This window comes from Nereida sp. MMG025, from assembly GCF_021654165.1.
Lineage (GTDB): Bacteria > Pseudomonadota > Alphaproteobacteria > Rhodobacterales > Rhodobacteraceae > Nereida.
Genome location: NZ_JAKFZN010000001.1, coordinates 60,250 through 86,085, shown reverse-complemented (window position 1 = coordinate 86,085; position 25,836 = coordinate 60,250). Strand labels below are relative to the sequence as shown.

At 56.0% G+C, this 25,836-nt stretch carries 26 protein-coding genes; 14 read left to right on the top strand and 12 right to left on the bottom strand.

Features of this window, described 5'->3' with window-relative positions; translation table 11 throughout:
• Positions 1–8 precede the first annotated feature (8 nt).
• The gene (locus tag L1065_RS00450) at positions 9–2,096 is read left to right on the top strand and encodes an ABC transporter ATP-binding protein (RefSeq protein WP_237093476.1); all 2,088 of its coding nucleotides are present in this window, start codon (positions 9–11) and stop codon (positions 2,094–2,096) included.
• Positions 2,097–2,155: 59 nt separating this feature from the next.
• Here the strand turns inward: L1065_RS00450 and L1065_RS00445 are convergent, their stop codons facing one another.
• Positions 2,156–2,779 carry a lytic transglycosylase domain-containing protein gene (locus tag L1065_RS00445; protein WP_237093475.1) on the bottom strand — a complete coding sequence of 208 codons (624 nt, stop codon included), beginning with the start codon at positions 2,777–2,779 and terminating at the stop codon, positions 2,156–2,158.
• Between the two features lie 130 nt (positions 2,780–2,909).
• Here L1065_RS00445 and ssb point away from each other — a divergent pair, with 130 nt between their 5' ends.
• On the top strand, positions 2,910–3,422 hold the full coding sequence (gene ssb, locus L1065_RS00440; protein WP_237093474.1) for a single-stranded DNA-binding protein: 513 nt from the start codon (positions 2,910–2,912) through the stop codon (positions 3,420–3,422).
• 96 nt (positions 3,423–3,518) lie between these two features.
• On the opposite strand, the gene L1065_RS00435 is transcribed toward ssb, so the two are convergent.
• From L1065_RS00435 to L1065_RS00425, 3 genes are read right to left on the bottom strand one after another with little or no spacing between them, the layout of a single operon-like run.
• A complete protein-coding gene (locus L1065_RS00435) occupies positions 3,519–4,580 on the bottom strand; it encodes an alpha/beta hydrolase (RefSeq protein WP_237093473.1) in 1,062 nt (353 codons plus the stop codon).
• A complete protein-coding gene (gene aroB / locus L1065_RS00430) occupies positions 4,567–5,676 on the bottom strand; it encodes a 3-dehydroquinate synthase (protein WP_237093472.1) in 1,110 nt (369 codons plus the stop codon). The genes L1065_RS00435 and aroB overlap by 14 nt, the downstream gene beginning before the upstream one ends.
• Entirely contained in the window at positions 5,673–6,236 is a 564-nt protein-coding gene (locus L1065_RS00425) for a shikimate kinase (protein ID WP_237093471.1), read from the bottom strand. Before L1065_RS00425 ends, aroB begins: the two co-directional genes overlap by 4 nt.
• A gap of 261 nt (positions 6,237–6,497) precedes the next feature.
• Here L1065_RS00425 and L1065_RS00420 point away from each other — a divergent pair, with 261 nt between their 5' ends.
• From L1065_RS00420 to L1065_RS00405, 4 genes are read left to right on the top strand one after another with little or no spacing between them, the layout of a single operon-like run.
• A complete protein-coding gene (locus L1065_RS00420; protein ID WP_237093470.1) occupies positions 6,498–6,653 on the top strand; it encodes a hypothetical protein in 156 nt (51 codons plus the stop codon).
• A gap of 2 nt (positions 6,654–6,655) precedes the next feature.
• Complete coding sequence (locus tag L1065_RS00415) at positions 6,656–8,224, top strand: hypothetical protein (protein ID WP_237093469.1); 1,569 nt, start codon at positions 6,656–6,658, stop codon at positions 8,222–8,224.
• Positions 8,221–9,171, top strand: a complete 951-nt coding sequence (locus L1065_RS00410; RefSeq protein ID WP_237093468.1) for a site-specific tyrosine recombinase XerD — start codon at positions 8,221–8,223, stop codon at positions 9,169–9,171. The genes L1065_RS00415 and L1065_RS00410 overlap by 4 nt, the downstream gene beginning before the upstream one ends.
• Before the next feature lie 60 nt (positions 9,172–9,231).
• Entirely contained in the window at positions 9,232–10,518 is a 1,287-nt protein-coding gene (locus L1065_RS00405) for a CNNM domain-containing protein (RefSeq protein ID WP_237093467.1), read from the top strand.
• Between the two features lie 11 nt (positions 10,519–10,529).
• Here L1065_RS00405 and L1065_RS00400 read toward each other — a convergent pair whose 3' ends face one another.
• A complete protein-coding gene (locus L1065_RS00400; RefSeq protein ID WP_237093466.1) occupies positions 10,530–12,074 on the bottom strand; it encodes a helicase HerA-like domain-containing protein in 1,545 nt (514 codons plus the stop codon).
• A gap of 437 nt (positions 12,075–12,511) precedes the next feature.
• Between L1065_RS00400 and L1065_RS00395 the strand changes: the two genes are divergently transcribed.
• Positions 12,512–13,174 (top strand): invasion associated locus B family protein, encoded by a 663-nt coding sequence (locus L1065_RS00395; RefSeq protein WP_237093465.1) that lies wholly within the window; start codon positions 12,512–12,514, stop codon positions 13,172–13,174.
• A gap of 52 nt (positions 13,175–13,226) precedes the next feature.
• Here the strand turns inward: L1065_RS00395 and L1065_RS00390 are convergent, their stop codons facing one another.
• From L1065_RS00390 to L1065_RS00375, 4 genes are read right to left on the bottom strand one after another with little or no spacing between them, the layout of a single operon-like run.
• Complete coding sequence (locus L1065_RS00390; RefSeq protein ID WP_237093464.1) at positions 13,227–14,438, bottom strand: beta-ketoacyl synthase; 1,212 nt, start codon at positions 14,436–14,438, stop codon at positions 13,227–13,229.
• Complete coding sequence (locus L1065_RS00385; protein ID WP_237093463.1) at positions 14,438–14,695, bottom strand: acyl carrier protein; 258 nt, start codon at positions 14,693–14,695, stop codon at positions 14,438–14,440. Before L1065_RS00385 ends, L1065_RS00390 begins: the two co-directional genes overlap by 1 nt.
• Before the next feature lie 36 nt (positions 14,696–14,731).
• The gene (gene lpxD / locus L1065_RS00380) at positions 14,732–15,823 is read right to left on the bottom strand and encodes a UDP-3-O-(3-hydroxymyristoyl)glucosamine N-acyltransferase (RefSeq protein ID WP_237093462.1); all 1,092 of its coding nucleotides are present in this window, start codon (positions 15,821–15,823) and stop codon (positions 14,732–14,734) included.
• Positions 15,824–15,857: 34 nt separating this feature from the next.
• Complete coding sequence (locus L1065_RS00375) at positions 15,858–17,420, bottom strand: murein L,D-transpeptidase (protein ID WP_237093461.1); 1,563 nt, start codon at positions 17,418–17,420, stop codon at positions 15,858–15,860.
• 379 nt (positions 17,421–17,799) lie between these two features.
• On the opposite strand from L1065_RS00375, the gene L1065_RS00370 reads away from it, so the two are divergent.
• The 3 genes from L1065_RS00370 (at position 17,800) to L1065_RS00360 (ending at position 19,100) form a co-directional block, all read left to right on the top strand.
• Positions 17,800–18,363 carry a DUF882 domain-containing protein gene (locus L1065_RS00370; RefSeq protein WP_237093460.1) on the top strand — a complete coding sequence of 188 codons (564 nt, stop codon included), beginning with the start codon at positions 17,800–17,802 and terminating at the stop codon, positions 18,361–18,363.
• Positions 18,364–18,587: 224 nt separating this feature from the next.
• A complete protein-coding gene (locus tag L1065_RS00365; RefSeq protein WP_237093459.1) occupies positions 18,588–18,728 on the top strand; it encodes a hypothetical protein in 141 nt (46 codons plus the stop codon).
• Positions 18,729–18,767: 39 nt separating this feature from the next.
• Positions 18,768–19,100 carry a TfoX/Sxy family DNA transformation protein gene (locus tag L1065_RS00360; RefSeq protein WP_237093458.1) on the top strand — a complete coding sequence of 111 codons (333 nt, stop codon included), beginning with the start codon at positions 18,768–18,770 and terminating at the stop codon, positions 19,098–19,100.
• A 54-nt stretch (positions 19,101–19,154) separates the two neighbouring features.
• On the opposite strand, the gene ndk is transcribed toward L1065_RS00360, so the two are convergent.
• Positions 19,155–19,577: a nucleoside-diphosphate kinase gene (gene ndk, locus L1065_RS00355; protein ID WP_237093457.1), complete on the bottom strand. Its 423-nt coding sequence runs from the start codon at positions 19,575–19,577 to the stop codon at positions 19,155–19,157.
• 102 nt (positions 19,578–19,679) lie between these two features.
• Here ndk and L1065_RS00350 point away from each other — a divergent pair, with 102 nt between their 5' ends.
• From L1065_RS00350 to L1065_RS00335, 4 genes are read left to right on the top strand one after another with little or no spacing between them, the layout of a single operon-like run.
• Complete coding sequence (locus L1065_RS00350; protein WP_237093456.1) at positions 19,680–20,099, top strand: VOC family protein; 420 nt, start codon at positions 19,680–19,682, stop codon at positions 20,097–20,099.
• 40 nt (positions 20,100–20,139) lie between these two features.
• The gene (locus L1065_RS00345) at positions 20,140–21,984 is read left to right on the top strand and encodes an ABC-F family ATP-binding cassette domain-containing protein (protein WP_237093455.1); all 1,845 of its coding nucleotides are present in this window, start codon (positions 20,140–20,142) and stop codon (positions 21,982–21,984) included.
• Positions 21,984–22,613 carry a MarC family protein gene (locus L1065_RS00340; protein ID WP_237093454.1) on the top strand — a complete coding sequence of 210 codons (630 nt, stop codon included), beginning with the start codon at positions 21,984–21,986 and terminating at the stop codon, positions 22,611–22,613. The genes L1065_RS00345 and L1065_RS00340 overlap by 1 nt, the downstream gene beginning before the upstream one ends.
• Positions 22,614–22,630: 17 nt before the next feature.
• Positions 22,631–23,209, top strand: a complete 579-nt coding sequence (locus L1065_RS00335) for a TIGR02281 family clan AA aspartic protease (RefSeq protein ID WP_237093453.1) — start codon at positions 22,631–22,633, stop codon at positions 23,207–23,209.
• Here L1065_RS00335 and L1065_RS00330 read toward each other — a convergent pair.
• Positions 23,206–24,570, bottom strand: a complete 1,365-nt coding sequence (locus tag L1065_RS00330; protein ID WP_237093452.1) for a cytochrome P450 — start codon at positions 24,568–24,570, stop codon at positions 23,206–23,208. The two genes, L1065_RS00335 and L1065_RS00330, sit on opposite strands and share 4 nt — an antisense overlap.
• Positions 24,567–25,802 carry a hypothetical protein gene (locus L1065_RS00325; RefSeq protein ID WP_237093451.1) on the bottom strand — a complete coding sequence of 412 codons (1,236 nt, stop codon included), beginning with the start codon at positions 25,800–25,802 and terminating at the stop codon, positions 24,567–24,569. The genes L1065_RS00330 and L1065_RS00325 overlap by 4 nt, the downstream gene beginning before the upstream one ends.
• Positions 25,803–25,836 lie beyond the last annotated feature (34 nt).

Sequence of the window (25,836 nt, the reverse complement as noted above, 5' to 3'; positions counted from 1 at the left end):
GGCAGACCATGCCACAACGTGAACCCTATGACGGACCGATCCTCGAGATCGAAGATCTATCGATTTCTTTCTTCACGCGCTTGCGCGAAATCCCGGCCGTGATGGACTTCTCGTGCCGCGTCATGCCAGGCGAAGCGATGGGATTGGTCGGTGAATCAGGATGCGGCAAATCCACGGTGGCCCTTGGTGTGATGCAGGATCTGGGCGTGAACGGTCGCATCGTCGGCGGCTCGATCAAGTTTAAAGGCCAAGATCTGGGCCAAATGACGCTTGAACAGCTCAGTAAAATCCGCGGCTCCGAGATCGCAATGATCTATCAAGAACCGATGGCTTCGCTGAACCCTGCTATGAAAATCGGCAAACAGTTGATGGAAGTCCCGATGATCCACGAAGGGGTCTCCGAGGACGAAGCCTACAGACGCGCGCTTGAGGTGGTTGAGGACGTCAAACTGCCAGACCCCGCCCGCATGCTCAACAGCTATCCCCACCAGCTGTCTGGCGGCCAACAACAACGCATCGTGATTGCGATGGCACTGATGGCGAACCCCTCGCTTTTGATCCTCGATGAGCCGACGACGGCGTTGGACGTCACTGTCGAAGCCGCCGTGGTCGAGTTGGTCAAAGACCTTGGCAAAAAATACGGCACGTCCATGCTCTTTATCAGCCATAACCTCGGGCTGGTGCTGGAAACCTGTGACCGCATTTGTGTGATGTATTCCGGCGAAGCGGTCGAAACGGGCAGTATCGAAGACGTCTTTGACCAGATGCAGCATCCCTATACCCAAGCGCTTTTCCGGTCGATCCCGCTGCCCGGAGCCGATAAAAACGCGCGTCCCCTAATCGCGATCCCGGGCAACTTCCCCCTGCCCCATGAACGCCCAAACGGATGTAATTTCGGTCCACGCTGCGATTATTTTGAGGCTGGCCGCTGCGACGCTGGCGACATCAAGATGCATGAGGTTCAAGGCGTCGAACGCCACAAAACCCGCTGCCTTCGGTTTGAAGAAATCGATTGGGACGCGCCTTTGGAACTGGCCGAAACCAAGACCAAAGGCGAGATTGGTGACGTTGTCCTGAAGATGGATAACCTCAAGAAATACTACGAAGTGGCGGCGTCTGCACTGTTTGGCGGCGGCAACAAAAAAGTGGTGAAAGCCAACGAGACCCTCAGTTTTGAAGCCCGAGAATCGGAAACACTCGCCATCGTCGGGGAATCTGGATGTGGCAAGTCTACATTTGCGAAGGTTCTCATGGGGCTGGAAACCGCAACCGAAGGCAGCATCACTCTCGACAACAAATCTATCGGAAACACGCCGATCGAAAACCGCGACACGAAAACAGTAGCAGACGTTCAGATGGTTTTCCAAAACCCGTTTGACACGTTGAACCCTTCTATGACCGTCGGGTCACAAATCATCCGTGCGCTAGAGATCTTCAAGGTCGGCAAAAACACCGACGAACGGCGTCAACGCATGCTGGAACTGCTGGATCTGGTCAAACTGCCCCGCGCCTTTGCGGACCGCATGCCCCGTCAGCTATCTGGCGGGCAAAAGCAAAGGGTGGGCATCGCGCGCGCCTTTGCAGGTGATGCGCGCATCGTTGTGGCCGACGAACCTGTCTCTGCGCTTGACGTGTCGGTTCAGGCGGCTGTTACCGATCTGTTGATGGAAATCCAGCGCAAGAACAAAACCACTCTTCTGTTTATCAGCCACGACCTGAGCATCGTGCGCTATCTATCTGATCGCGTTATGGTTATGTATCTGGGCCATGTTGTCGAATTGGGAACGACCGAACAGGTGTTCCAGCCGCCCTACCACCCATACACCGAAGCGCTTTTGTCGGCTGTGCCAATCGCCGACACGTCTGTGGAAAAGAAGCATGTGGTGTTAGAAGGCGATATCCCCTCTGCGATGAACCCGCCGTCGGGGTGCCCCTTCCAAACGCGCTGCGGCTGGAAAGACAAAGTGGCGGGCGGTCTGTGTGAAAAAGAAGTGCCCCCCGTTCGCATTCTGGCCGAAGGACATCAGGTAAAATGCCACCTGTCAGATGCAGAACTGGCCGCGATGGAACCTGTCATCAAAATCGCTGCTGAATAAAAAAACCCCGCCTGAAAAGGCGGGGGTCTCATAGGTGTAAGCCATTATTTCAAACAGCCTCAGCTTCCGTAGATTTTGCGGACGTAGTTGCGTGTCTCGCGAAAGGGCGGCACCCCACCGTGTTTTTGAACAGCACCAGGGCCCGCGTTATAGGCCGCAAGCGCAAGGCGCCATGACCCAAAGGTTTCATATTGCTCGCGCAAATAGCGGGCGCCCCCTTCAAGGTTCTGTCTGGGGTCGCGTGGATTCACACCCAAATACCGTGCCGTCCCAGGCATAAGCTGCGCCAAACCAATCGCCCCTTTATGCGAGCGGGCGTTATGCTTCCAAGCGGATTCTTGCTGAACCAGTCGCAAAAACAGCTCTTCTGGCACGTCGTGTTTGCGCGCAGCATTGCGCGCCATCGTCAAATATGGACCGCGATATTTACCCGTGTAACGGTGTGATGTCGTGGTCGTCTTGGGAACAACTGCTGCTTTCGGCTGCAACCGCACCGAATTGGCATATTGCTTGGACGCCCTGTTATCCAGAACATCCAGCTGTGATTTAAACAGTGATGCCCGCGACTTAGAGGACACTCTTAAAGTATCAGCAAGCGTCGGAACGCTTGTCGCTGTCAGGGCAACGATCGATGCAATCGCGACGACTGCACGTCCGTCCCATCCCCAGTTTTTATCCGCCATTATACCCAACTTTACTATTGGTTTGCGCAAAATATAGCGAATTTTCGGCGGGGGGCTACCCTTTGTGGTTCATAAACCCGCCGTTAACTCTTAGGGTGCTACAAAGCACGGAATCAAAAGGAACAGGCCGATGGCTGGATCAGTAAACAAAGTCATTATTATCGGGAATCTGGGACGTGATCCCGAAGTGCGCACGTTCCAAAATGGTGGCAAAGTGTGCAACCTGCGCATCGCCACATCCGAAAACTGGAAAGATAAGAACACAGGCGAACGCCGTGAACGCACGGAATGGCACAGCGTCGCAATCTTCAGCGAACCACTTGCACGCGTCGCAGAACAATACCTGCGCAAAGGGTCGAAGGTGTATATCGAAGGTCAGCTGGAAACCCGCAAATGGCAGGACCAATCTGGTCAGGACCGCTATAGCACAGAGGTTGTGCTGCGCCCCTACACATCAACTCTGACCATGCTGGATGGTCGCGGTGAAGGTGGTGGCGGCCAAATGGGCGGCGGCGGCGGTGGTGGCTATATGGCCGATCAAAGCGGCGGATATGACAGCGGCCCAAGCTACGGCGGTGGTGGAGGCGGCGGCGGCGGTGCGCCTGCTCCGGCAAGTGATCTGGACGACGAAATCCCGTTCTAGGAAAAACCGTTTCCAAAGCCTAACAAACAGCCCTCTAGAAAGCCGCAGTTTGAAACCTGCGGCTTTTCCTTTTCTACACTTCAAAAAAAGAAAAGCCTATTGGATCTCGGCCCTCGGTGGGCGGCGCACCTCAACATATGTGCCAAGGGTTTGAAGGCCGCCGCGATCTCTCATTTTCAGGATCAAATCGACAACCTCTTTCGAGCCCGCAACTGGGAAATGATTAAGCGGTTCATTGCTGTCAATCGCACTCATGTCGACCAAAGTGATATCAAGGCCGCGCAACTGCTCAATACTGTCCAAAGTGCCCAAACGCGGCTGCCCCCCCACAAAAAGGGACGACAAACGCAACGCCCTGTCCTGTTGGGATGTGAACACGACAAAGGGGTTCGGCAAGTCTCCAATAGCGCTGGCCTGCCTGCGAAAGACCTGTGGATCCACATCCGGCGCAATCAAAACAACGCCGCCCACAACCGCCCGCACGGATGCCCGCGTTTCTTGTCGCAAGTCACGCAATGTTTCCATTACCAGAACCGCACCAAGGGAATGGGCGACCAGAATAACGCGGTCGACGTCCCGTCGCGCGCTTAAATCGCGGACCAAATTGCGCAGCTCGTCGCGTGCAAACAAAATGCTGTCACGGTCATACAGATAGCCCGCCGCCGCCGCCGCCGATGGCCATGCAAACACAACCGATGGTTGGCTTTGTTCAAAATCATGCTTCATTTGCACGGCACGAAACGCAGCCTCTGACACGGTTGTGTTAAAGCCATGCACATAAACCACCACGTCACCGCCCGCGGCCGCTTTTGCAATGTCGCCAATAAACGATGCGCGGTTTTGGTATCTATTATCCGCCGCAACAATGAATGAATTGTTTGCTGTGGCCCGCTGACTTGGCAGCCATTCAATCTGACCGCGCTCATGTGTCGGCGGAATCGAAACGGTCCATTGCGACCACTCCCGCTTATCGGGTCGTTGCGCACCGGCGATGGTGGATTGTGCCAAAGGATCGGGCGGCGAAGAAATGAAAACGTCTTGCCGCGCGGCGCCTTGTGGCAGGGTGGCCGCTGCATCGAGGGTTGCATAACGGACCGTATCACAGCCCACCAAAACCAGCAGACACAGGCCAATAAGAACCCGGCTAGCGTGCGGCATCGTCTAGCACCGATTGCACCACATCAAGCGCGACATCAGAGGTTACAAAAGCCTGACCAATGCCACGTGCCATGATGAAACGGATCTGACCATCGACAACCTTTTTGTCCTGGCCCATCAGGCCTAACAGTGCAGCCGATGACGGCAAAGTGCCGTCGATATCGCGCAAATCCACTTTCATGCCCATCTGCGAAAGATGCGCACGCACGCGGCTTGGATCTTCCTGACTGCAAAGGCCAAGGCGCGCGGATGTCTCGAAGGCCAGCGCACAGCCGATTGCAACACCTTCGCCGTGCAAAAGCCTGTCGGAATATCCTGTCGCAGCCTCTAGCGCATGGCAGAACGTATGCCCGAGATTGAGAAGCGCGCGGTCCCCCTGCTCGGTCTCGTCGCGCACAACGATGTCCGCTTTCATCTGAACCGAATGTTTCACCGCTTGCTGGCGCAGCGCCGTATCGCCTGCGGCCAACGCCGGGCCGTTTTCTTCCAGCCAATCGAAAAACGTGGCATCGCCAAGCAATCCGTATTTCACGACCTCGCCGTAGCCCGCCAGAAAATCACGTGGCTGCAAGGTTCCCAGAATATCGACATCTGCCAAAACCAAAGCAGGTTGATGAAACGCACCGATCAGGTTTTTACCCTGCGCCGAATTAATCCCCGTCTTACCACCAACCGAGCTGTCGACCTGCGCCAGAAGCGACGTTGGGATTTGGACAAAGCGCACACCACGGCGCAACACAGCGGCCGCAAACCCAACCAAATCACCAATCACACCGCCGCCAAAGGCGACAATTACATCGGATCTTTCTACCTTTTGTTCCAGCAGCCATTCCACGGTTTGCGTGAGATAGGGCCAGCTTTTGGTCCCCTCTCCGACGGGAAGGATCAGGACCTCTACCTCGATGCCCTGACGCGCCAGACCGTCGCGTAATGCGCCAAGATGCAAAGCCGCCACATTTTCTTCGCTCACCACACACACCTTCGGGCGGCGCAACAGCGGCGCAATCTGCGCACCTGCCTCTGTTACCAATCCAGCCCCGATGCGCACGTTATAGGCGCGATCGCCCAAAGGAACGTGGACCGTTTCAATCGTCATGCCGAGACCTCCAGAATACCGCCTGCCGCGATCAACGCCGCCTCAACTTTTTCAGCCATTTCGGTGATACTGGCCTGTGGGTCGCAGTCGACCACCACATCCGCCATGGCATAAAGCGGTGCGCGTTGGTCGAACAAATCCGAAAGCGTTTGTTTGGGGTTTTCGGTTTGAAGCAATGGGCGTGTGTCTTTGTGGGCCACACGTGACCAGAGCAATTCAAGGTCCGCATTTAGGCAAACCGACACCCCTTTGCTCGAAATCAGCGCACGGTTTTCCGCAGCCAAAAAAGCGCCGCCCCCCGTTGAGAGAATACAGGCATCACCGCCAAGCAAGCGGTCGATCACTTCGCGTTCACGCATTCGGAAAAAGGCCTCGCCGTCTCTGTCAAAGATTTCCTTGATCGACATATGCGCAGCCGCCTCGATTTCCGCGTCACTATCCAAAAAACCGACACCCAGACGCGCCGCAAGCGCGCGCCCCACAGCCGTTTTGCCCGCACCCATCATGCCAACCAAAACAACTGTCTTTTTCAATCCAACACTCATCGTTTGTCCACTCATGCCTGCGTTGTCTTGCATTTGGGCGCAGCACGCAATAGGCGCCCACCCGCTCAAACCGCAGCTTGAACCGTTCAATGACGTGAAGCCGCGCAAAAGGCCATATATAACGCTCAGAAATTCACCAATCGGTGGTGGGTATCTTTTTATATTGCGGGTATTGGGTATTGTAGCAAACGCAGGGCAGCATAAATGATGCCAAAGGCTGAGGTCGCCGCAAAAAAGAGCGACCCGCCATAGCAAACGAACTGGGGCAAACACGAAATGATCGGGCGACTTTTCAAATATATCGGATATCTGGCAGTTCTTGCCTTGTTGGCGCTGGTCGCTTTTGCCTATGTCGGTCCGCTTGTGATGGAAGATGCATTCAAACCGTCGCAGGTCGATGTATCCAAACCAGTGCAATTGCAGGTGCAATAACGATGCCAGCGCACCGCATAGGCGCCCGGTTTTGTGCGGTTGTCTTGGCCGGCAGCCTTGGGACTTTTGCGTCGGCCCAAGACACCGGAGACACCCAAGGCCCCATTGCGTCTATCGATTGGCTCAGCGATTCATTGCAACTGCCGACACCTGACCAAACTGCCCTGCCCGCCGCCGAACCACCGAAAATAGACGAACCCGATGTCGCCGATAGCGCCACAGCGCCTGCCGTCACCGTGCAACCGCTTGGGGCGCAAACAATTACAGCCGTTGGTCTGGCCCCCAGTGCCACAACGGGGCTTCCGGTATCACTTTGGCGCGACAGCCAAGCCGATACGGTGACAGCCTTGATCGGCGCAACGGGCGTTCCGCGCCTGCCTGCTTTGCAAGAGCTTTTCACTACACTGATGGTTGCCGAGGCCGAAACACCGATCACCACCTCCCCTGCGCAGGATGTGGTCTTGGCGCGTGTCGATGCGCTTTTGCGTATGGGCAACGTCGAAGCGGCAAACGCGCTGCTGATTCAGGTCGGCCCCGATACGCCAGCTTTATTCATGCGGTGGTTTGATCTGGCCTTGCTGACAGGCACAGAAGATACGGCTTGTGCGGCATTAGGCCAGAAACCGGGGCTAAAACCGACCGTGCCAACGCGGGTGTTTTGTTTGGCGCGCACTGGCGATTGGTCGGCTGCGGCATTGACCCTGCGCACCGCAGAGGCGCTGGATCAGGTGACCACCGCCCAAGCTGCGTTGTTGACCGCTTTTCTGGATCCAGAACTGGCCGAAAGCGTGCCAGAGCTTGCGCCCACGGCGCGCTTGACCCCACTTGAATTTGTTTTGCGCGAGGCGACAGGCAGCCCTTTGCCAACACGCAGCTTGCCCTTGGCTTTTGCGACAACCGATCTGACAGACCGCAATGGATGGCGCGCGCAAATTGATGCGGCCCTTCGATTGTCGCGTGCAGGCAGCCTACCCGACAACCAATTGTTGGGTGTGCTGACGGCCAACATCCCCTCGGCATCAGGTGGTGTCTGGGACGATATCGACGCGTGGCAAGCGTTGGATGTCGCGGTCACGACACGCGATCCAACCGCGGTATCGGCAGCACTTGCATCCGCTTGGGACGCCGCTGGCCGTTTGGGGGTCAGCGTTGCCTTTGCGCGGCTCTACGCGGAAAAACTGCAAGGATTGCCGCTTGACGCTGCCGCCATGCAAACGCGGGCAAGGATAACACTTTTGTCCGATCTATACGAAACCGCACAAACCACAGCACTTCCTTTCGCGGTATCGGTTGCCAACGGCACACCGGACGCCGCACTGGCAAAGACGCAAGCCGAACGCGCCATTGTTCAGGCATTTTCAAACGCCTCCATGGACAACGCCGAACGCGACTTGCTTGAAAGCAATGGGCTTGGCGAAGGCATTTTACGGGCAATCACGATCGTCGAACAAGGCACGCAAGGCGATATCCGCGACATCAGCTTGGGTCTTGCACACCTCAGACGCGTTGGCCTTGAAGATGTGGCACGACGCGCGGCGCTGCAAATCCTGCTTCTTGACGATACTGCATGACACAGAGCCAAGACATAATATGGGTGCAATCCTTTCTTGAGGCGCAGGCGGCCGAACTGGATGCCTCAAAGAACACCCAAATGGCCTATGCCCGTGATCTCAAAGACGTCCACGCGTGGTTAGACCGCAAGGGGCTGAGTTTTGCCAATGCCGCACGAAGCGATGTGGAAGACTACCTGATCTTTTGCGAAGCCAACGGACTGGCGCAATCAACCCGCGCCCGCCGCTTGTCTGCTATCAAACAACTCTACCGTTTTGCATTTGAAGAGGGCCTGCGCAGCGATAATCCAGCCATCGAAATTCGTGGCCCCGGGCGTCAGAAATCCCTGCCTAAAACCCTGAGTGTCGAAGAGGTTGACCGTCTGTTGGCGGCTGCGCGTGAACTGGGGCGAAGCCCTGCTGATCGCATCCGTAACACCTGTTTGATGGAACTTCTCTATGCCACCGGGATGCGCGTGACCGAGCTGGTTTCTTTGCCCGTGTCAGCAGCACGGGGTGATCCCAGAATGTTGCTTGTGCGCGGCAAAGGCGACAAAGAACGCATGGTGCCGCTTTCGCCGCCCGCACGCGAGGCACTGGCGGCCTATTTGAAAGACTGGGATGACGCACAAGACACCGCGCGCACCGCAGGCAAACCGACGTCACGCTTTCTGTTCCCCTCCCCGTCCAAAGACGGATATCTGACCCGCCATCGGTTTTATCTATTGATTAAGGAACTGGCCGTTCACGCTGGTGTCAGCCCCGACAAAGTGACGCCGCACACCCTGCGCCATGCCTTTGCAACCCATCTTTTGGCGGGTGGTGCAGACCTTCGTGCCATTCAAACGCTGTTGGGTCACGCCGATGTAGCCACCACGGAAATATACACCCACGTTCTGGATGAACGGCTAAAAGAGCTGGTGTTAGAGCATCACCCATTGGCAAAGCAGCCCAAATCGCGCGACTGAGGCTTGATTTCCCCCACCGACGCCCTTCATAGCTAGACAGACGTAACAAAGGATTTTCAAGTGGATACGGCCTTTTGGTTGACGGCGGGCGGCATTGGCCTGCTTTTGGTATTGTCAGGGTTCTTCTCTGGGTCAGAAACGGCTTTGACAGCCGCATCGCGCGGCAAGTTACGCGCACAGGCTGACAAAGGATCAAAAGGCGCAGAACGTGCGTTGCGGATCACCGAAGACAACGAACGTCTGATTGGCTCGGTCCTTCTGGGCAACAACCTTGTCAACATCCTTGCAACATCGCTTGCCACGGCCCTTCTGACACGGGCCTTCGGCGAAAGCGGCGTTGCATTGGCGACGCTTGTCATGACGCTTTTGGTTTTGATCTTCGCAGAGGTGCTGCCAAAAACCTACGCCATCACCAACGCCGAAACCGCCGCCAGCATGGTGTCGGGGCCTATTTCGGTTGTGGTCCGCGTTTTCGCCCCCATCGTGTCCTTGGTGCGCATTCTGGTGCGCGGCGTGCTGCGTGTGGTTGGCATCCAGACAGACCCCGATAGCAATATTCTGGCCGTGCGCGAAGAAATTGCAGGCGCTTTGCAACTAGGCCACTCTGAAGGCGTTGTTGAAAAAGAAGACCGCGACCGTATCCTTGGCGCTCTGGACCTTGGTGACCGCACAGTTGAAGAAATCATGCTTCACCGCTCGGGCATCGAGATGATCAACGCCGATGATCCCCCCGAAACCATCCTGAGCCAATGCCTGGCCAGCAACCACACCCGCTTGCCCGTGTTTCGTGATGAACCAGAAAACATCATCGGGGTCATCCATGCCAAGGACCTGCTGCGTGCCATCGACAAATTGATGCGCGGCCCTGACGCAAATCCCAAAGACCTTGCGAAATTCAGTGTGACGGACGTGGCGATGCGCCCCTACTTTGTGCCCGAAACGACGACGCTTGATGACCAAATGCGCGAGTTTTTGCGCCGTCGGACCCATTTTGCGTTGGTAGTGGATGAGTACGGCTCGCTTGAGGGATTGATCACGCTCGAAGACATTCTGGAAGAAATCGTCGGTGAAATCGCTGACGAGTTTGATCCCGAAGAAGTCGCCACGATTGTGCCAGACAGTGACGGAAATTACCTGTTGGAAGGCGGTATGACCATCCGTGATGTGAACCGCGCCCTGGATTGGAACCTGCCCGACGAAGAAGCCGTGACCGTTGCGGGCCTTGTCATCCATGAAGCGCAGTCCATCCCGATGGAGGGACAGGTTTTCAGCTTTCACGGATTTCGGTTCGAGGTTGTTCAGCGGGACGCCAATCGCATCGCGATCTTGAAAGTGCGCCCCGCCTGAACGGCCAGACCTTAGCGCCCCTTGAAAAGCCCGCCCAGAATACCGCGCACGATGCGACGACCGGTTGTGCCTTTCAATTCCTTGATCACCAGCTTCCCAATCTCGGCCCCGATCGTGTTGGTGGCTTTGCGGGTGGTGCGGCTGGTGGAGCGGGTGACTTTGGTGCCTGTATATTTGCGCCCCGACTGATATTCGCGTTCGGCCACGCTCATTTCTTCTTCACGGGCCTCGGCCTCCTCGGCAGCTTTTGCAGCCTCTTCGGCGCGTTTTGTCAGCGTTTCAAATGCCGAAGCCCGATCAATGATATGCTCGTATTTGCCCGCGATGGGCGATCCATCAATCACCCCCTGACGCTCGGATTTGGTGATCGGCCCCAACTGGGATGATGGCGGACGGATCAAGGTGCGTTCGGCAATGCCCGGAATACCCTTGTTTTCCAAAAATGAGGTTACAGCCTCGCCCACGCCCACTTGCATGATGGCGTCTTCGATATCGAAAGCGGGGTTTTCACGGTATGTCTCGGCCGCCAGTTTGAGCGCCTTTTTGTCCTTGGCCGTGAATGCGCGCAACGCGTGCTGGATACGGTTGCCCAATTGGCCCAAGATGTCTTCGGGCACATCGGCGGGGTTTTGCGTGATGAAATAAACGCCCACCCCTTTGGAGCGGATCAAACGTGCAACCTGTTCAACCTTGTCGACCAGCACCTTGGGCGCACCATCAAACAGCAAATGCGCTTCGTCGAAGAAAAAGACCAATTTCGGTTTATCGGGATCCCCGACCTCGGGCAGCTCTTCAAAGAGTTCAGACAAAAGCCATAGCAGGAACGTGGCGTAGAGTTTGGGCGAGTTCATCAACTTGTCGGCGGCCAGAACATTGATCCGCCCCCTACCCGCATCGGTGGCCATAATATCGGACAATGCCAAAGCAGGCTCACCAAACAGTTTTGCGCCACCTTGGTTTTCCAACACCAACAGACGCCGTTGGATGGTGCCAAGCGATTGTTTTGAAACATAGCCGTACCGCAGACCAATCTGATCTGTGCTTTCGCCAACCCACACCAAAAGCGATTGCAGATCCTTGAGGTCCAGCAAAGGCAGGCCCTGTTCGTCAGCAACACGGAAAGCAATGTTCAACACCCCTTCTTGCGCCTCGGTCAGTTCCAACATGCGTGAAATCAAAAGCGGGCCCATTTCGGCAACTGTCGTGCGTACGGGATGGCCTTGATCGCCGTACAGGTCCCAAAAACAGACGGGGAAGGTTTCATAGGCGAAATCATCCAGTCCGATCGTGCCGACCCGCTTCATGAAGGCATCATGCAGCTTGTGCGTTTCGGTCCCCGCTTTGGCCAGTCCCGACAAGTCACCCTTCACATCAGACAGGAACACCGGCACGCCTGCGCGGCTGAACCCCTCAGCCAAGATCTGTAGCGTCACGGTTTTGCCCGTGCCTGTTGCACCAGCGATCAGGCCATGCCGGTTTGCATAGTCCAGCCGCAAATGCTGCTGTGTTTCGTAGTTTTCGCCGCCGCCGCCAACGATAAGTGTCTGGGTGTCCATAGGCGTTGCCTTGTTTTGATTTCACTGTCCTGAATGAAAATACATTTTTAACCTTTGTGAGCCATACCTAAAGCGTCAGATCGGGCCAAAGCTTCGATCTTTTGACACCTCCCTGTCAGACTGGCCGTAGCGCACCGTCGCTACGGCTTTTTTTGCAGTCGGCCCTCTTTGCAAAAATGTGAAAAAATCACTGGAAATCCCTGTTGACGGCATGTCGCATGCGTCATAGCGTTGCATTAATAAGTCGGCTGGTCCGACAGGGAGCAAGACAAAGAGGGTAAATCCAAAAGGGTTGCCCTCTTTTTTTATGGCGCGTCATCAGGCTTATCGTTTTAGCATATTTTTGCCGATGGCTGACTGCCGTTGCGTGAATTTGACCTGACATCCTTCCACCACCATGATAGCAGCGCGGCATAATTAACGTTGTTGGGGCTTACATGTCTGATCTATTGAAAACGCTTACACTTGTTACCGCTTTGGGTATGGCTTCTCCGCTTTTGGCACAGACCACGGAAGCAACCGAAACACCTGCGCCCGAAACCACCGAGCAAGAGGCAGCACCTGCCGAAGGGTCTGTGGATGACGGCACAGGGATCGAGCTTCAGATGGGCGAGCCAGAGCAGAGCGAACCACAACCAGGCCAGACCTATGTCATGGAAGAATCCGGTGATTGGGAAATCCGCTGCGTAAAACTGCCCGCTGACGCCGAACAGAAAGATCCGTGCCAGCTTTATCAACTGCTGTCAGATCAGCAAGGCAACGCCGTGGCAGAGATCAACATCCTCTCGTTGCCCGCAGGTGCGCAGGCCGCGGCTGGTGCGAACATCATTGTTCCACTTGAAACACTTTTGACAGAACGTCTGAGCATGTCGATTGATGGTGGCCAGGCCCGCAAATATCAGTTCGCCTTCTGCAGCCAAGTCGGTTGTTTGGCGCGCCTTGGGTTTTCGGCTGCTGATGTCACGGCGTTCAAGCGCGGAAATGCGGCCAACCTGACGATTGTACCAGCCGTTGCACCTGACCAGAAAGTCGAATTGACCGTGTCTTTGTCAGGCTTCACCGCCGGGTTTGACCGTCTGGCAGAAATCGCCGCACAATAAGCGCAAATCAAGATGCACCAGAAACGCCCGCCCTTCGGTGGGCGTTTTTTTGTTAGGGAAACTTGCGCAGGGCGATGACGGCATTCAAACCGCCAAAGGCAAATGCGTTGGACAAAACAACCTCAACCTGACATTCACGCGCCTCGTTTGGCACCACATCCAGCGCGCATTCAGGATCGGGTTCTTCATAGCCGATCGTGGGCGCGATGATCCCGTCACGCAGAGCCATCAAACACGCCAACAACTCGACCGCACCTGTGCCGCCAATCAAATGACCATGCATCGATTTGGTGGATGAGATCATCAATTTGTCCGCATGGGCACCAAAAACCTGCGCCACAGCAGCGCATTCGGTTTTGTCATTGGCGGCCGTGCCAGTCCCGTGGGCGTTGATATAGCCCACCTCTGTTGGATCGATGCGCGCATCGCGCAAAGCACCCGCAATGGTCCGCGCGGCCCCCGCTTTGGACGGCATCACAATGTCACTGGCATCGGATGTCATCGAATAGCCGACAACTTCGGCCAGAATCTCTGCCCCGCGGGCCTTGGCGTGTTCATATTCCTCAAAAACGAAAACGCCCGCGCCCTCGCCCTGCACCATTCCGTTGCGATTGGCAGAAAACGGACGACACGCGTCTTTCGACATCACACGCAGCCCCTCCCATGCCTTGAAGCCACCAAAGCACAACATCGCCTCTGAACCACCTGTGATCATGGTTTTGGCCATGCCAGAACGGATCATCGCAAAGGCCTGCCCCATCGCATGATTGCTGGAAGCACAGGCCGTGGCCACCGTAAACGAGGGTCCACGCAGGTTGTATTCCATAGACACATGACTGGCCGCTGCGTTGTTCATCAACTTTGGCACGATAAACGGATGAACCCTGTTTTTGCCTTCTTCGTAAACCGCGCGGTAATTATCATCTTGGGTGTTCAAACCACCCCCAGAGGTTCCCAGAACAACCCCTGCGCTATCGGACTCATCGCCCGAAAACTTCAATCCAGCCTGCGAAATGGCCTCGCGCGCAGCGAGCAAGGTGAATTGCGTAAATCGATCATAAAGGGCGATTTCCTGACGGTTGAAGTGATCGGCTTCCTCATACCCGTGGATTTGCCCCCCGATCTTGACCGACAAGCGATCAATATCGCGGATATCAAGCTGTGTGATCCCGCAACGCCCCTCTGCCATCGCAGATTGTGTGCTGGCAACATCATTGCCCAACGCATTGATCGTGCCTGCACCCGTGATGACCACGCGGTGCATCAGGCTTGCTCGGCTTTCAATTTGTCCACCGCCGCCACAATGCTTGCCACACTTGAGATATCAAAGTCGCTGTCGGAAGGATCGTTTGCGTTGAACGGCACAGAGATATCAAAGGCCTCTTCAATCGCGAAAATACTTTCCACAACGCCCATGCTGTCAATCCCAAGGCTTTCCAACGTGCTATCCAGTGTCACATCAGACACATCAATCATCGCTTGTTCGGCAATGATTTCAGTCACTTTTGCTGCGGTGTTCATGTAAATTCGCCTTCGTGATCCTGCTATGACCTTGATTTAGGGTCTGGGGTCGTCTTTGGGAAGTGCCTTCTTGAGGGCCGCAACGTCACGGGCCAAACGCGGCAAACGTCGCAAGGCTTTGTATTGCTCGACCCCTGCGGTCATTGGAATGGCCGGATCCCCCATAAGGACGCGTCCAGCAGGTTGGTTTGTGCGAATTTTGCCGCCGCCCCCCAAGATCACGTCATCGCCCACTTTGACATTGTCGACGACACCCGATTGGCCACCAAGCACAACACGGTCGCCCAACACGCCGCTGCCCGCCACGCCAGAGGCACCACACAGCAGACAATCGCGTCCGACGACAGCGTTGTGGGCCACCTGCACCATATTGTCGATCTTTGTGCGGTCCCCCACCACCGTGTCGCGCACAGTGCCGCGATCAATGCAGGTATTCGCGCCAACTTCGACATCGTCGCCGATCGTCACACCGCCCAGACTGTGAATGCGGGTCCAATGCTGTTGCTTGACCGTGCCGCGTTCGCCAAGAGTTTCCTTGATTTCTTCGGTGCCTGCTTTTTCAGGGGTGACAAAGCTAAACCCGTCACTGCCGATCACAGCGCCCGATTGGCAGATGAACCGCGCGCCAATGCGCACATTGTGACCGATGTGCACACCTGCATGGATCAAAGCCTGCGCCCCAATTTCACTGTCATAGCCGATCGTAGAATTCGGGCCGATGCGGGCGTTCTCGCCAATCTGAACGCCCGCGCCAATCACCACAAACGGGGCGATGGCCGCCCCCTTGCCGATCTGCGCAGATGGATCAATCACGGCCGTTGGGTGAATACCCGCAGCAATCGCTGGCCCGCGGTCCAGCCGTGCTGACAAAGGGGCCAAAGCATAGCGCGGTCGTTCGACACATATGGCCGCTTCAAGCCCATAGCTTTGCCAATCAGCCCCTTGCCAAAGCAGGGCCACCTTCGCGGCCCCCTGACCAATCGCCTCCGCGTAGTCTGGCGTGAAAGCCAATGCCATCTGATCCGACTGCGCTGTTGCGGGCTCTGACAAGCCCGTTACCAAAAGATCAACGGCGCCAAGGGCTTCTGCCCCAAGCGCCGTTGCAATGTCTTTTACCGTGTAGGCCATATGGCGTTTCCCGAAGATGGTTTCGGGAGCAGGTTTACCCGCCTACAGAGCGCAGGGCCACCCCTTCACGCGACAAGGCGCGCCAAATTCGGGCGTCACGGCCGTAGATATCGTTGCGGAAGTTCAATGTGCCCTTCGCGTCCGTATAGGCCGTACGGTACATGATATGCACAGGCACAGGTTCCTTGAGATTGACGTAGCTTTCCTGGCCAGACTTCAGCTTGGCTTGGAAGAACCCCTGCGGGTCGCTCGTTTGCTTGGCCAGAAGGGCATAGGCAAAATCAAACGGGTCGTTCAGGCGGATACAGCCGTGGCTGAAGGCGCGCACCTGGCGACTGAACAGGTTTTTTGCAGGCGTGTCATGCAGGTAGATGTTGTATTTGTTGGGGAACATAAACTTCACAAGGCCCAACGCGTTACCGCGGCTTGGCGGCTGGCGCATGTTATAGGGGAACGATTTTTCGTCGTATTTCGCGAAGTTAATGGATGAGCGGCTTACCTTGCGACCTTTGCTATCTGTGATCTCAAGGTAGCTGTTGGCGTTACGGTTACGCTTCATCGCCGGCAGGTATTCTTTGACCACGATGGAACGGGGCACATACCAACTCGGGTTGATTACCATGAATTCCATCACATCCGAGAATTCCGGGCTGCGACGGTCATCTTGGTTTTTCCCAATTACACTGCGGGTGCTGAACGTGACCGAGTTACCATCAACGATCTTTGCGGTGAAATCTGTCAGGTTGACCATCACGTGGCGCTTGCCGCGTGGACGGTTCATCCAGCGCTCGCGCTCCATCGCGACGATGACCTGTTGCAAACGCGATTCCATAGGCACGTTGATCGCCGCGATTGTGCTTGCACCGGCCACACCATCGGGGCTCAGACCATTGGCCTGTTGAAAAAGCTGAACCGCCTTTTGCAGGTTTGCGTCATAGCTGGCGGATGATGATTTGCGCATGAAGCCCATCGCGACCAAACGATCACGCAGCTGCACGACATTCGCGCCTGATTGACCAGGCTTGAGCGACTTGGCCCCGACCTTCGCGCCCCAACCACCGCGGGCCAGCTGGCGTTCCATATCCAGTTTTGCTTTCATCAAGCGGGTGTATTCGGGGTTTTTAGGCGGAAGTGATTTGATAAATCCGTTCGCGTTCGACTTCGAAAATGCGTCAAGTGTCGCAAGGCGGTCGCGGTAGGGGATTTTGCGGACGATATCGCCATCCACCGACGACGGCTTTAGAATGCCGGTTTGGATGTCGCGCGCGTATTGCAGGAAGCGGCGGCTCATTTCGACTTCCAAAGCGCCCCGCGCCTTGGGTCCTTTGGCCGACGAGATCAGCGCTTTCAATTCATTTGCGTCATAGCGTTGCGATGGAAGACCGTGATCGGCCGCCGCATCAACTGCGTTCAAAAATGCATTGCGCCGTGCACGATCTTTACCCGTGATGCCCACCCACAAAGGTTTGTAACCTGTGGCTTTGTAAAAAGCGGCGATATCTTTGTCTTTCGCCGCCGCTTCGGCAATGGCTTGTTTAAGCTGTGTGACCTGGGCAGACCCAGGTGTTGCGGGAACAATCCAGAGGGCCAGCCCCATCAAAATTGCTAGAAAAAAGCTAGAAAAGCGAGTTTGGAGCAGAACCATCTCATCCCTCATCATGTGTTGCGCGTTATTAGTGTCGGTTGTCTAGAAACGATTGCTGCCTGTCCATTCACATTTTAGCCATATTTCTAGGTTATCCAAAGATGTGGCACCCTTGCCGCGCCCGTTAAGGACAAAACGGGTCATTTCGCATCAGATGGCAGATTTCAGCGATAATTTGCCGAAAAGCATTTGAATTTTGGTCTTTTGCGAAACGGGGCTTGGATGCTGATTCTGGCTATGCCATACACACGGCATATCTGGGGAGATAGGCAGATGAACACGCAAAGATGCGGTTCACACAGGTAATGAAAGCTTAAGGGTTCGGGGACCGATGACCAACAGCTCACTTCTGACACGCCGCGGATTGCTTGGCGCTTTTGCAGCGACAGCGATCACAGCAGCACCGACTTATTCCAACGCAGCAGGATTTCTGCGCGGCGCGGGCGATGTCCGCCGCATCCGGATGTATTCGGGGCGCACAGGTGAAAACATCGACATGATCTATTGGATCGAAGGTGACTACCTGAAAGAAGCCCTGAAAGAAGTAAACTGGTTCATGCGCGACTGGCGTCAGGACAAAGATACACGCATCGACACACGCACAATCGATGTGATGTCTGCCGCCCATAACCTGATGGATGCAAACGATCCTTACATGTTGTTGTCGGGCTACCGCACGCCGCAAACCAATGCGATGCTACGGTCACGCTCTGGCGGCGTTGCCAAGAAATCGTTGCACATGAAAGGGCAAGCCGCTGATCTTCGGCTTAAATCACGCTCGGTCAGTCAAATGGCGCGCGCCGCTGCCGCCTGTGCCGGTGGTGGTGTGGGACGCTATTCGAAATCCAATTTTGTTCACATGGATTGCGGCCCCGTGCGCACATGGGGCCGTTAGGCGCCCCTACCCCCAATATTTGGAAACAGCTTTAAAAACGCGCCGTCATCGACGCGTTTTGTCTTTTCAGGCCCGTTGCAAAAACACAACATTAGTTCCGCATCGGACCTTTCACGGGCAAAGCGCACAGCCATGCCGCATTTTTGCCCCAATTCCTGCGTCTGATTAAACTCACGACAGAAACAATCGGCCCTTGCGTCGGTTCAGGCAGAAAGGAAAGATCGATGCCAAGCAGCACTCCTCCCGCGACCGATCCCAAGACCGATCGCCAGACAAGCTCTCCCAAACCAATCTCGGCCCGTGGCACAGCGCCCGCGCCCAAGACACCAACGGACTACCAGTTTACCGATTTCGCCAGCATCTAGCACTGGCCTGCAGGTCGCCCCCATGGCACCCTCCCAACCATGAGCGACCTGCAAACAATCAAAAATATTGGGCCCGCTTTTGCCAAAAGCCTGGGCGATGCAGGTATTTCGACGGCCGAAGAGTTGCGCACATTGGGCTCAGATACCGCTTACGCAATGATGCTTCGTGCGGGCACCCCACCCCATTTCATCGGCTATTACGTTCTGGTCATGGCACTACAGGGGCGTCCGTGGAATGACTGCAAAGGCGAAGAAAAAATTGCACTGCGCAAACGCTTTGACGCGATCAAAGAAGCCAACGTCTATAATGACACGGGCGTTGAAGCGATCCTGAACACCATAGGCACTGGCATACGCCGCCACCGCCCATAAAAAAGCGCCGCCCCCAGGGGGACGACGCCAAACACACGTAAACCTTTGCAGGTTTTAGCCAACCATTTCGAGGCCCGAGAAGAAATATGCAATTTCTTCCGCAGCCGTTTCTGGCGCGTCCGACCCGTGGACCGAGTTCTCACCAACGCTTTCGGCAAATTCGGCGCGGATGGTTCCCGCGGCAGCATCTGCCGGGTTCGTTGCGCCCATAACTTCACGGTTTTTCGCAATCGCGTCTTCGCCCTCAAGAACCTGCGCGACGATCGGTGCCGATGCCATGAATTCACACAGCTCGTCGTAGAACGGGCGTTCTGCGTGCACCTTGTAGAATTCACCAGCTTGGGCTTTGGTCAGGTGGATGCGCTTTTGCGCAACGATGCGCAGACCTGCTTCTTCGAGTTTCGCGTTGATCGCGCCTGTCAGATTGCGGCGTGTTGCGTCGGGTTTGATGATGCTGAAAGTGCGTTGGATCGCCATTGGATGTTCCTCGTCCGAGTGTTGAATTGCGCGCCGCGTAACACGGTTTTTCGCGTGATGGAAGGGGCTGGTCGCATATCATCAACATGCTACCTTTGGCGCATGACCAATCCTGTTCCCGTCCAGCCTGTTGGCGTTGATCACCTTGTTTTTTGGGTAGACGATCTGGCCAAGGCCAAAGAGTTTTACTGTGGTGTCCTGGGCTGTCTGCCGGGGTTCGAATACCCCGATATCGCGATGACACATCTTTGGTTCGGCTCTGTTCTGATCGGTCTTTGGGATGCAAGCGATCCGCGTGCTGCCTATGCAGCACAGCAGCGGACCCGCGGCACAAACATGGACCATGTGGGCCTGGCGGTCGGACCGTTTGACCCAGATGAAATGCGCGCGCATCTTCTTGCCAATAACGTGCATATTGAAAAGGAACTGACCCAAGGGGGCGCACGCGGCATTGGTCATTCCATTTATATCCATGACCCTTTTGGCAACCGCATCGAACTGAAAGGACCACCGCAGTATTGAGCGGCTTGACCTGCCCTGCGCCCCCTGACACACCGCGCATATGTTACGCATTCAAGATATCAGCTTCGCCATGGAAGGCCGCCCCTTGTTTGAAGGCGCGTCCGCGTCCATCCCGACAGGCCATAAAGTGGGTCTTGTCGGACCAAACGGTGCAGGCAAGACAACGCTTTTTCGTATTATCAAAGGCGAATTGGCACTAGAGGGCGGCAGCATATCGCTGCCAGATCGGGCCAAGATTGGTGGTGTCGCGCAAGAGGTGCCTTCGTCCGACACATCGCTCCTTGAGACCGTGCTGCAGGCCGATACGGAACGCAGCAGTCTGATGGCCGAGGCCGAAACCGCCACCGATCCTGCGCGCATTGCAGATATCCAGACGCGACTGGCCGATATTGATGCATGGTCTGCAGAAGGACGCGCCAGTGCCATCCTTAAGGGGTTGGGGTTTGATGCGCCCGAACAACTGATGCCTTGCTCTGCCTTTTCGGGCGGCTGGCGGATGCGTGTTGCCCTTGCTGGTGTGCTCTTTGCGCAGCCTGATTTGTTGCTGCTGGATGAGCCGACCAACTATCTGGATCTTGAAGGCGCTTTGTGGCTTGAAACGTATCTGGCGAAATATCCGCACACTGTTGTCATCATCAGCCACGACCGCGGCCTGCTGAACCGCGCTGTTGACCATATCTTGCACCTCGAAGGGCGCAAGCTGACGCTTTGGGCGGGCGGCTATGACCAATTCGCCAAGGCACGTGCCGAACAACGTGCAATTCAGGCGGCTGCGGCGAAAAAGCAAGATGCCCGCCGCGCGCATCTTCAAAGCTTTGTTGACCGTTTCAAGGCCAAGGCCTCGAAAGCCAAGCAAGCGCAATCGCGTGTCAAAATGCTTGAGAAAATGGAAACGATCACAGCACCCGAAGACGCCGCCAAACGCGTGTTCAGCTTCCCTGAACCAGAGGAGTTATCCCCGCCCATTATTCGCGTTGAAAACGGCGCGGTGGGCTATGGCGACACGACTGTGTTGAAAAAGCTGGATCTGCGGATTGATCAGGACGACCGCATCGCGCTTTTGGGCAAAAACGGTCAGGGCAAATCGACCTTGTCCAAACTGCTGTCTGCCCGGCTTGAGCCGATGGGCGGGCGCATGGTGCAATCGTCCAAACTGCGCATCGGGTATTTTGCGCAGCATCAGGTCGATGAACTCTTTATCGATGAAACCCCCTTGGATCATATCAAACGCCTGCGTCCAAACGAGATGCAAAGCAAACTGCGCGCGCGCCTTGCAGGATTTGGTCTTGGCGCCGATCAGGCCGATACAGTGGTCGGCAAACTGTCCGGCGGACAAAAAGCGCGGCTATCGCTTCTTCTGGCGACCATTGATGCACCCCATCTGTTGATCCTCGATGAGCCGACAAACCACCTTGATATCGAAAGCCGCGAGGCGTTGGTCGAAGCGCTCACGGCTTATTCCGGTGCGGTCGTGCTGGTCAGCCATGACATGCATCTTCTGTCGTTGGTCGCGGACAGGCTGTGGCTGGTAAAAGACGGCAATGTCGCGCCCTACCCCGATGATCTGGAAGCCTATCGCAAGCTGTTGTTGCAAAATGACGCCCCTGCGAAATCCAAACCAAAACCTGCCAAGCCAAAAGCCAGCCGCGATCAGATTTTGGCGATGAAGGCCGAGGTGCGCAAATGCGAAGAGCGCATGACCAAGATTGCGGATATGGCAAACAAACTGGCCAAGAAGCTGGCAGACCCCGCGCTGTATGAAGACGGAAAAGCAGATGAAGCCGCTGTCTGGCAAAAGAAATACGCCGAAGTTATGGATGCCCAGGACCGCGCCGAAGCGCTGTGGATGGCTGCATCTGAAAAGCTCGAAAAGGCACAAAAGTAATGGATGCGGCGCTTCTGATCACGGCTTTTGCCACCTTGTTTGTGATCATTGATCCTATCGGTCTTACCCCTTTGTTCGTTGCTTTGACCCAAGGGATGACGCCCAAACAACGACGCGCCGTAGCGGCAAGGGCTTGTATCATCGGCATCGCGGTATTGCTTCTTTTTGGCCTCTTTGGCGAGGCAGTGATCGGATTTGTCGGCATCACCCTGCCCGCGTTTCGCATTGCGGGCGGCATACTTTTGTTCCTCACCGCGCTGGATATGCTGTTCGAGCGGCGCCAGTCGCGGCGCGAAGATCAAGCCGAAGGCGCACAAAACGATACAGCTGTCGACGACGATCCATCCGTCTTTCCCATCGCAATCCCGTTGATAGCGGGGCCCGGTGCCATTGCCTCAATGATCCTTTTGACAGGGGATCAAGACTGGTTCGGGTTTATGGCAGTATCGGCGGTGATGATCGCGGTGGTCGGGCTTGCCTTTGTCCTTTTCCTTTTGGCAGGGCCCATTGAACGCGCCCTTGGCAAAACCGGTGTCACCATCGTCAGTCGTTTGTTTGGTATGCTGTTGGCTGCGTTGTCGGTGCAATTTGTCATGGATGGCCTGAAGGCCTTTGGCATTGGCGTTTAAGACCCTACATAAGCATCATGGATAATATGGATACCGCACAGCTGATTTATCTAACGCTCTTGGTGGGGGCGATTGCAGGCAGCTATTTGATAAGCCAACGCAAAAACATCGGCAAAACCCTTCAGATGGCCGCGATCTGGGCGCTGATTATCGTGGGCGCCATTGCGGGCGTTGGCCTTTGGGAAGATGTGCGCCAAACCGTTGCCCCCTTCCAAACGGTATCCGAGGGCGGACAAATCATCGTGCCGCGTCAAGGGGACGGGCATTATCATCTTATGCTGGAAGTGAATGGCACCCCCATCGAATTTGTCGTCGACACAGGGGCAAGCGAGGTCGTTTTGACCAAACAAGACGCCGAACGCATCGGGCTCGATCCTGCAACACTGGATTATTTTGGTCGTGCTCTAACGGCCAACGGGCCTGTACAGACGGCTGCGGTCACGCTGGATGAGGTGCGTCTTGGCCCTGTCGTGGACACCAACCTACGCGCCACCGTCAACGGCGGCGAGATGTTTCAAAGCCTTCTCGGGATGACCTACCTGAACCAGTTTTCCGAGATTTCCATCAGAGGCGGAGAACTGGTCTTAACCCGCTAACGACGGGTTGCGCGCACCCAGATTCCGCTTTTTGATCTGACGGTCAGATGCGCCACTGGCACAGGCGGACGGTCGGCATCCACCTCAAAGCGGAAATGGCGCATTACATCCGCCAGCAGCAGCACTCCTTCAATCATCGCAAAGCCTGCCCCCGTGCAAACACGCGGGCCTGCGCTGAACGGGATATACGCGTCCCGCAAGCAGGTTTTGCCGTTGTCTGTTTCAAATCGGGTCGGGTCAAAGCTGTCCGGGTCATCCCAAAGCCGTTCGTGACGATGCACGTGCCACGGACTTAGAACCACTTGGCTTCCAACTGGAACATCGCGATTGCGAAAGGTTACAGGACAGGTTGTTTCGCGCACCATCATGGGCACGGGTGGATAGAGCCGCAACGCTTCGCGAAACACATCGCGCGTCACGCGTAACTTCGCCACATCTGAAAACCCAAGATCCCCCGCCGCCTGCGCCTCAGCGGCAACCTTGTCTTGCCAGTCAGGATAAAGCGCCAGCAGATAGAGCGTCCACGCCAATGCGCTTGCGCTTGTTTCATGGCCCGCAAGAAAGAAAATCGCCACCTGATCGACCATTTCTTCTGTGCTGAACGTCTCGCCGGTATGCGGGTCAGGGGTGGTCATGATCTTGGTTGCCAGATCATCAGGCGCGGTCCCCGCTTTGATTTGGACCATGCGATCACTGGTCAGCTTTTCGATCAAACGTCTGATCTTGGCGGCGGTGCGTTTGCTTTCCGACCGAAAAAACCGCGGCATCCACTTTGGGCCACGGACAAAGGCGGCAAGGTTCAGGATCGGTTGACTGCGTTGATGTGCATTGAATTCGCGAAACACATCGCGCGCCACCTCGTGATCAATCGGAATTGAAAACAGCGTGCGAAAGATAACATCGGCCGCGGCATGGCTCGTTTCGGCTTCCACTTCAAAAGGCTGGCCATTCGCCAGCGCCCCTATGCGCGCGACCATCCCCGCGCTTGCCGCTTGCATTGCAGGAAAGGTATCGCGCAGCCGCCCCCCTTCGAACGCGGGATCAATGATGCGGCGCTGACGCTTCCATGTTTCCCCATTTGTCAGAAAAACGCTCTCGCCCAATAAGGGGCGCAAACCTGCGCCAATCCGGTCGGACTTGGGGAAATCCTCTGGCTGTTGCTTAAGCACCCGTTTGATCAACGCGGGTTCGTTGGCCAGATAGCTGCGAAAGAACGGCGTGCGAAATTCGGCCATCCAGGCGCGGTAAAGCTTGGCAGGCTGCGCCGATAGGATATCGGCGCGAAAAAGTTTCAGGTAGCGCCAAAGCGACACGCGCTCTGGGCGCGCCGCTGGTTTGGGGGGCTTGGGCGGCTGCGTCATGCCGCAAGGCTTGTGTATTTACTCGCTGCGATGTCAATACGGGATTTCGATGGGGCGCGTTCGGCATAGCGTTCACCCAATGTGCGTGGCCCGCCAATAATTTGGAAATAGTCGTAATCTGCAGGGTTATCAAAGGCACAAAGATACTGGAAATGCAGTCGGAAAAAGCGCCAGCGCAGCGCCTTCCACCGCTCTGGTGACAGCGTTTGCGTAAAGGCCGCCGAGATCACAAGCGGCCATTGCTGGCCCTCAGGTGCAACCCCTGACACCGCCACAGGATCGCACAGCGCAAAGGCGCAGCCATCGCCGGGTGCGGTGACGTCGATCCACGCAAGCTCATCACGGGTCGACAGGAAATTCAGATCGGCGCGCAGACGGTGCGCCTGAGGCAAGAAGCTGACCATCGGCACAACTTGCCCGAGCGACAGAAACGAAAGTGCGGGACCGTTTTGGGGCACACGGCCATCGCGGATCAGATCGGACAGAATCGATACGGCCAGATGCGCGCCCGACGAATGGCCCACCACCAAAACCTCATCCACAGGCTCTTGCAGCCCTTGGGCAATTTGCGCGGCAAATTCTGCCATTCTGGCCTCAAGTTCGGGGGGATTGGCGCCCTTGGTCCGCGCCGAATAGCTGTAGTCATGCATCAGATAATAGGCGAAAAACTTGTTGTCGCGCTTTTTAAACCAACTGAGCAGTGCCCACCCCGCGGCCAGTCCTGCAATCCCGAAAAGCGGTCCTGCAAAACTCCCCAAGAGAGGACCGGTTAGCCAAACCCCAAGCCGTAGCACGACCGAAAACACCCATATGGCCAAAAGTGCCTGAAGGATAAGAAACAGCACCGGATAGAGTGCGGCAATCACCGGCCCTTTGCGCAACCACATCAACCGGCGCAACGCGCCGCTTGAGATGTAGGTCCATGCGGTGCGCACAAGTGCGGCGTAGGTTGCAGGGATCGAGTTATCCATGCTGTCGCGCACGATGTCGGACCACACCAAAACCTCAACGTCCGAATGAACTGTCTGACCCTCGACATTACCAACCACATGCCAGCCATAGGGGCCTTCGGTCGTTTTGGGGGCCAGCGCCATCGCGTAGCCGCTGATTTCAGCCTGCGCCTTTGACTCTTTGCGGAACAGCTCGCGGTAGCGCCGCGGATGAATCGGATCATATCCCGGGATATAAAAGACCTTCCGCTTGGTCACGACATTGGTTTGATTGGGTCGCATCACCTGCCCTCACACTGGATTGTCGCAACCCTAC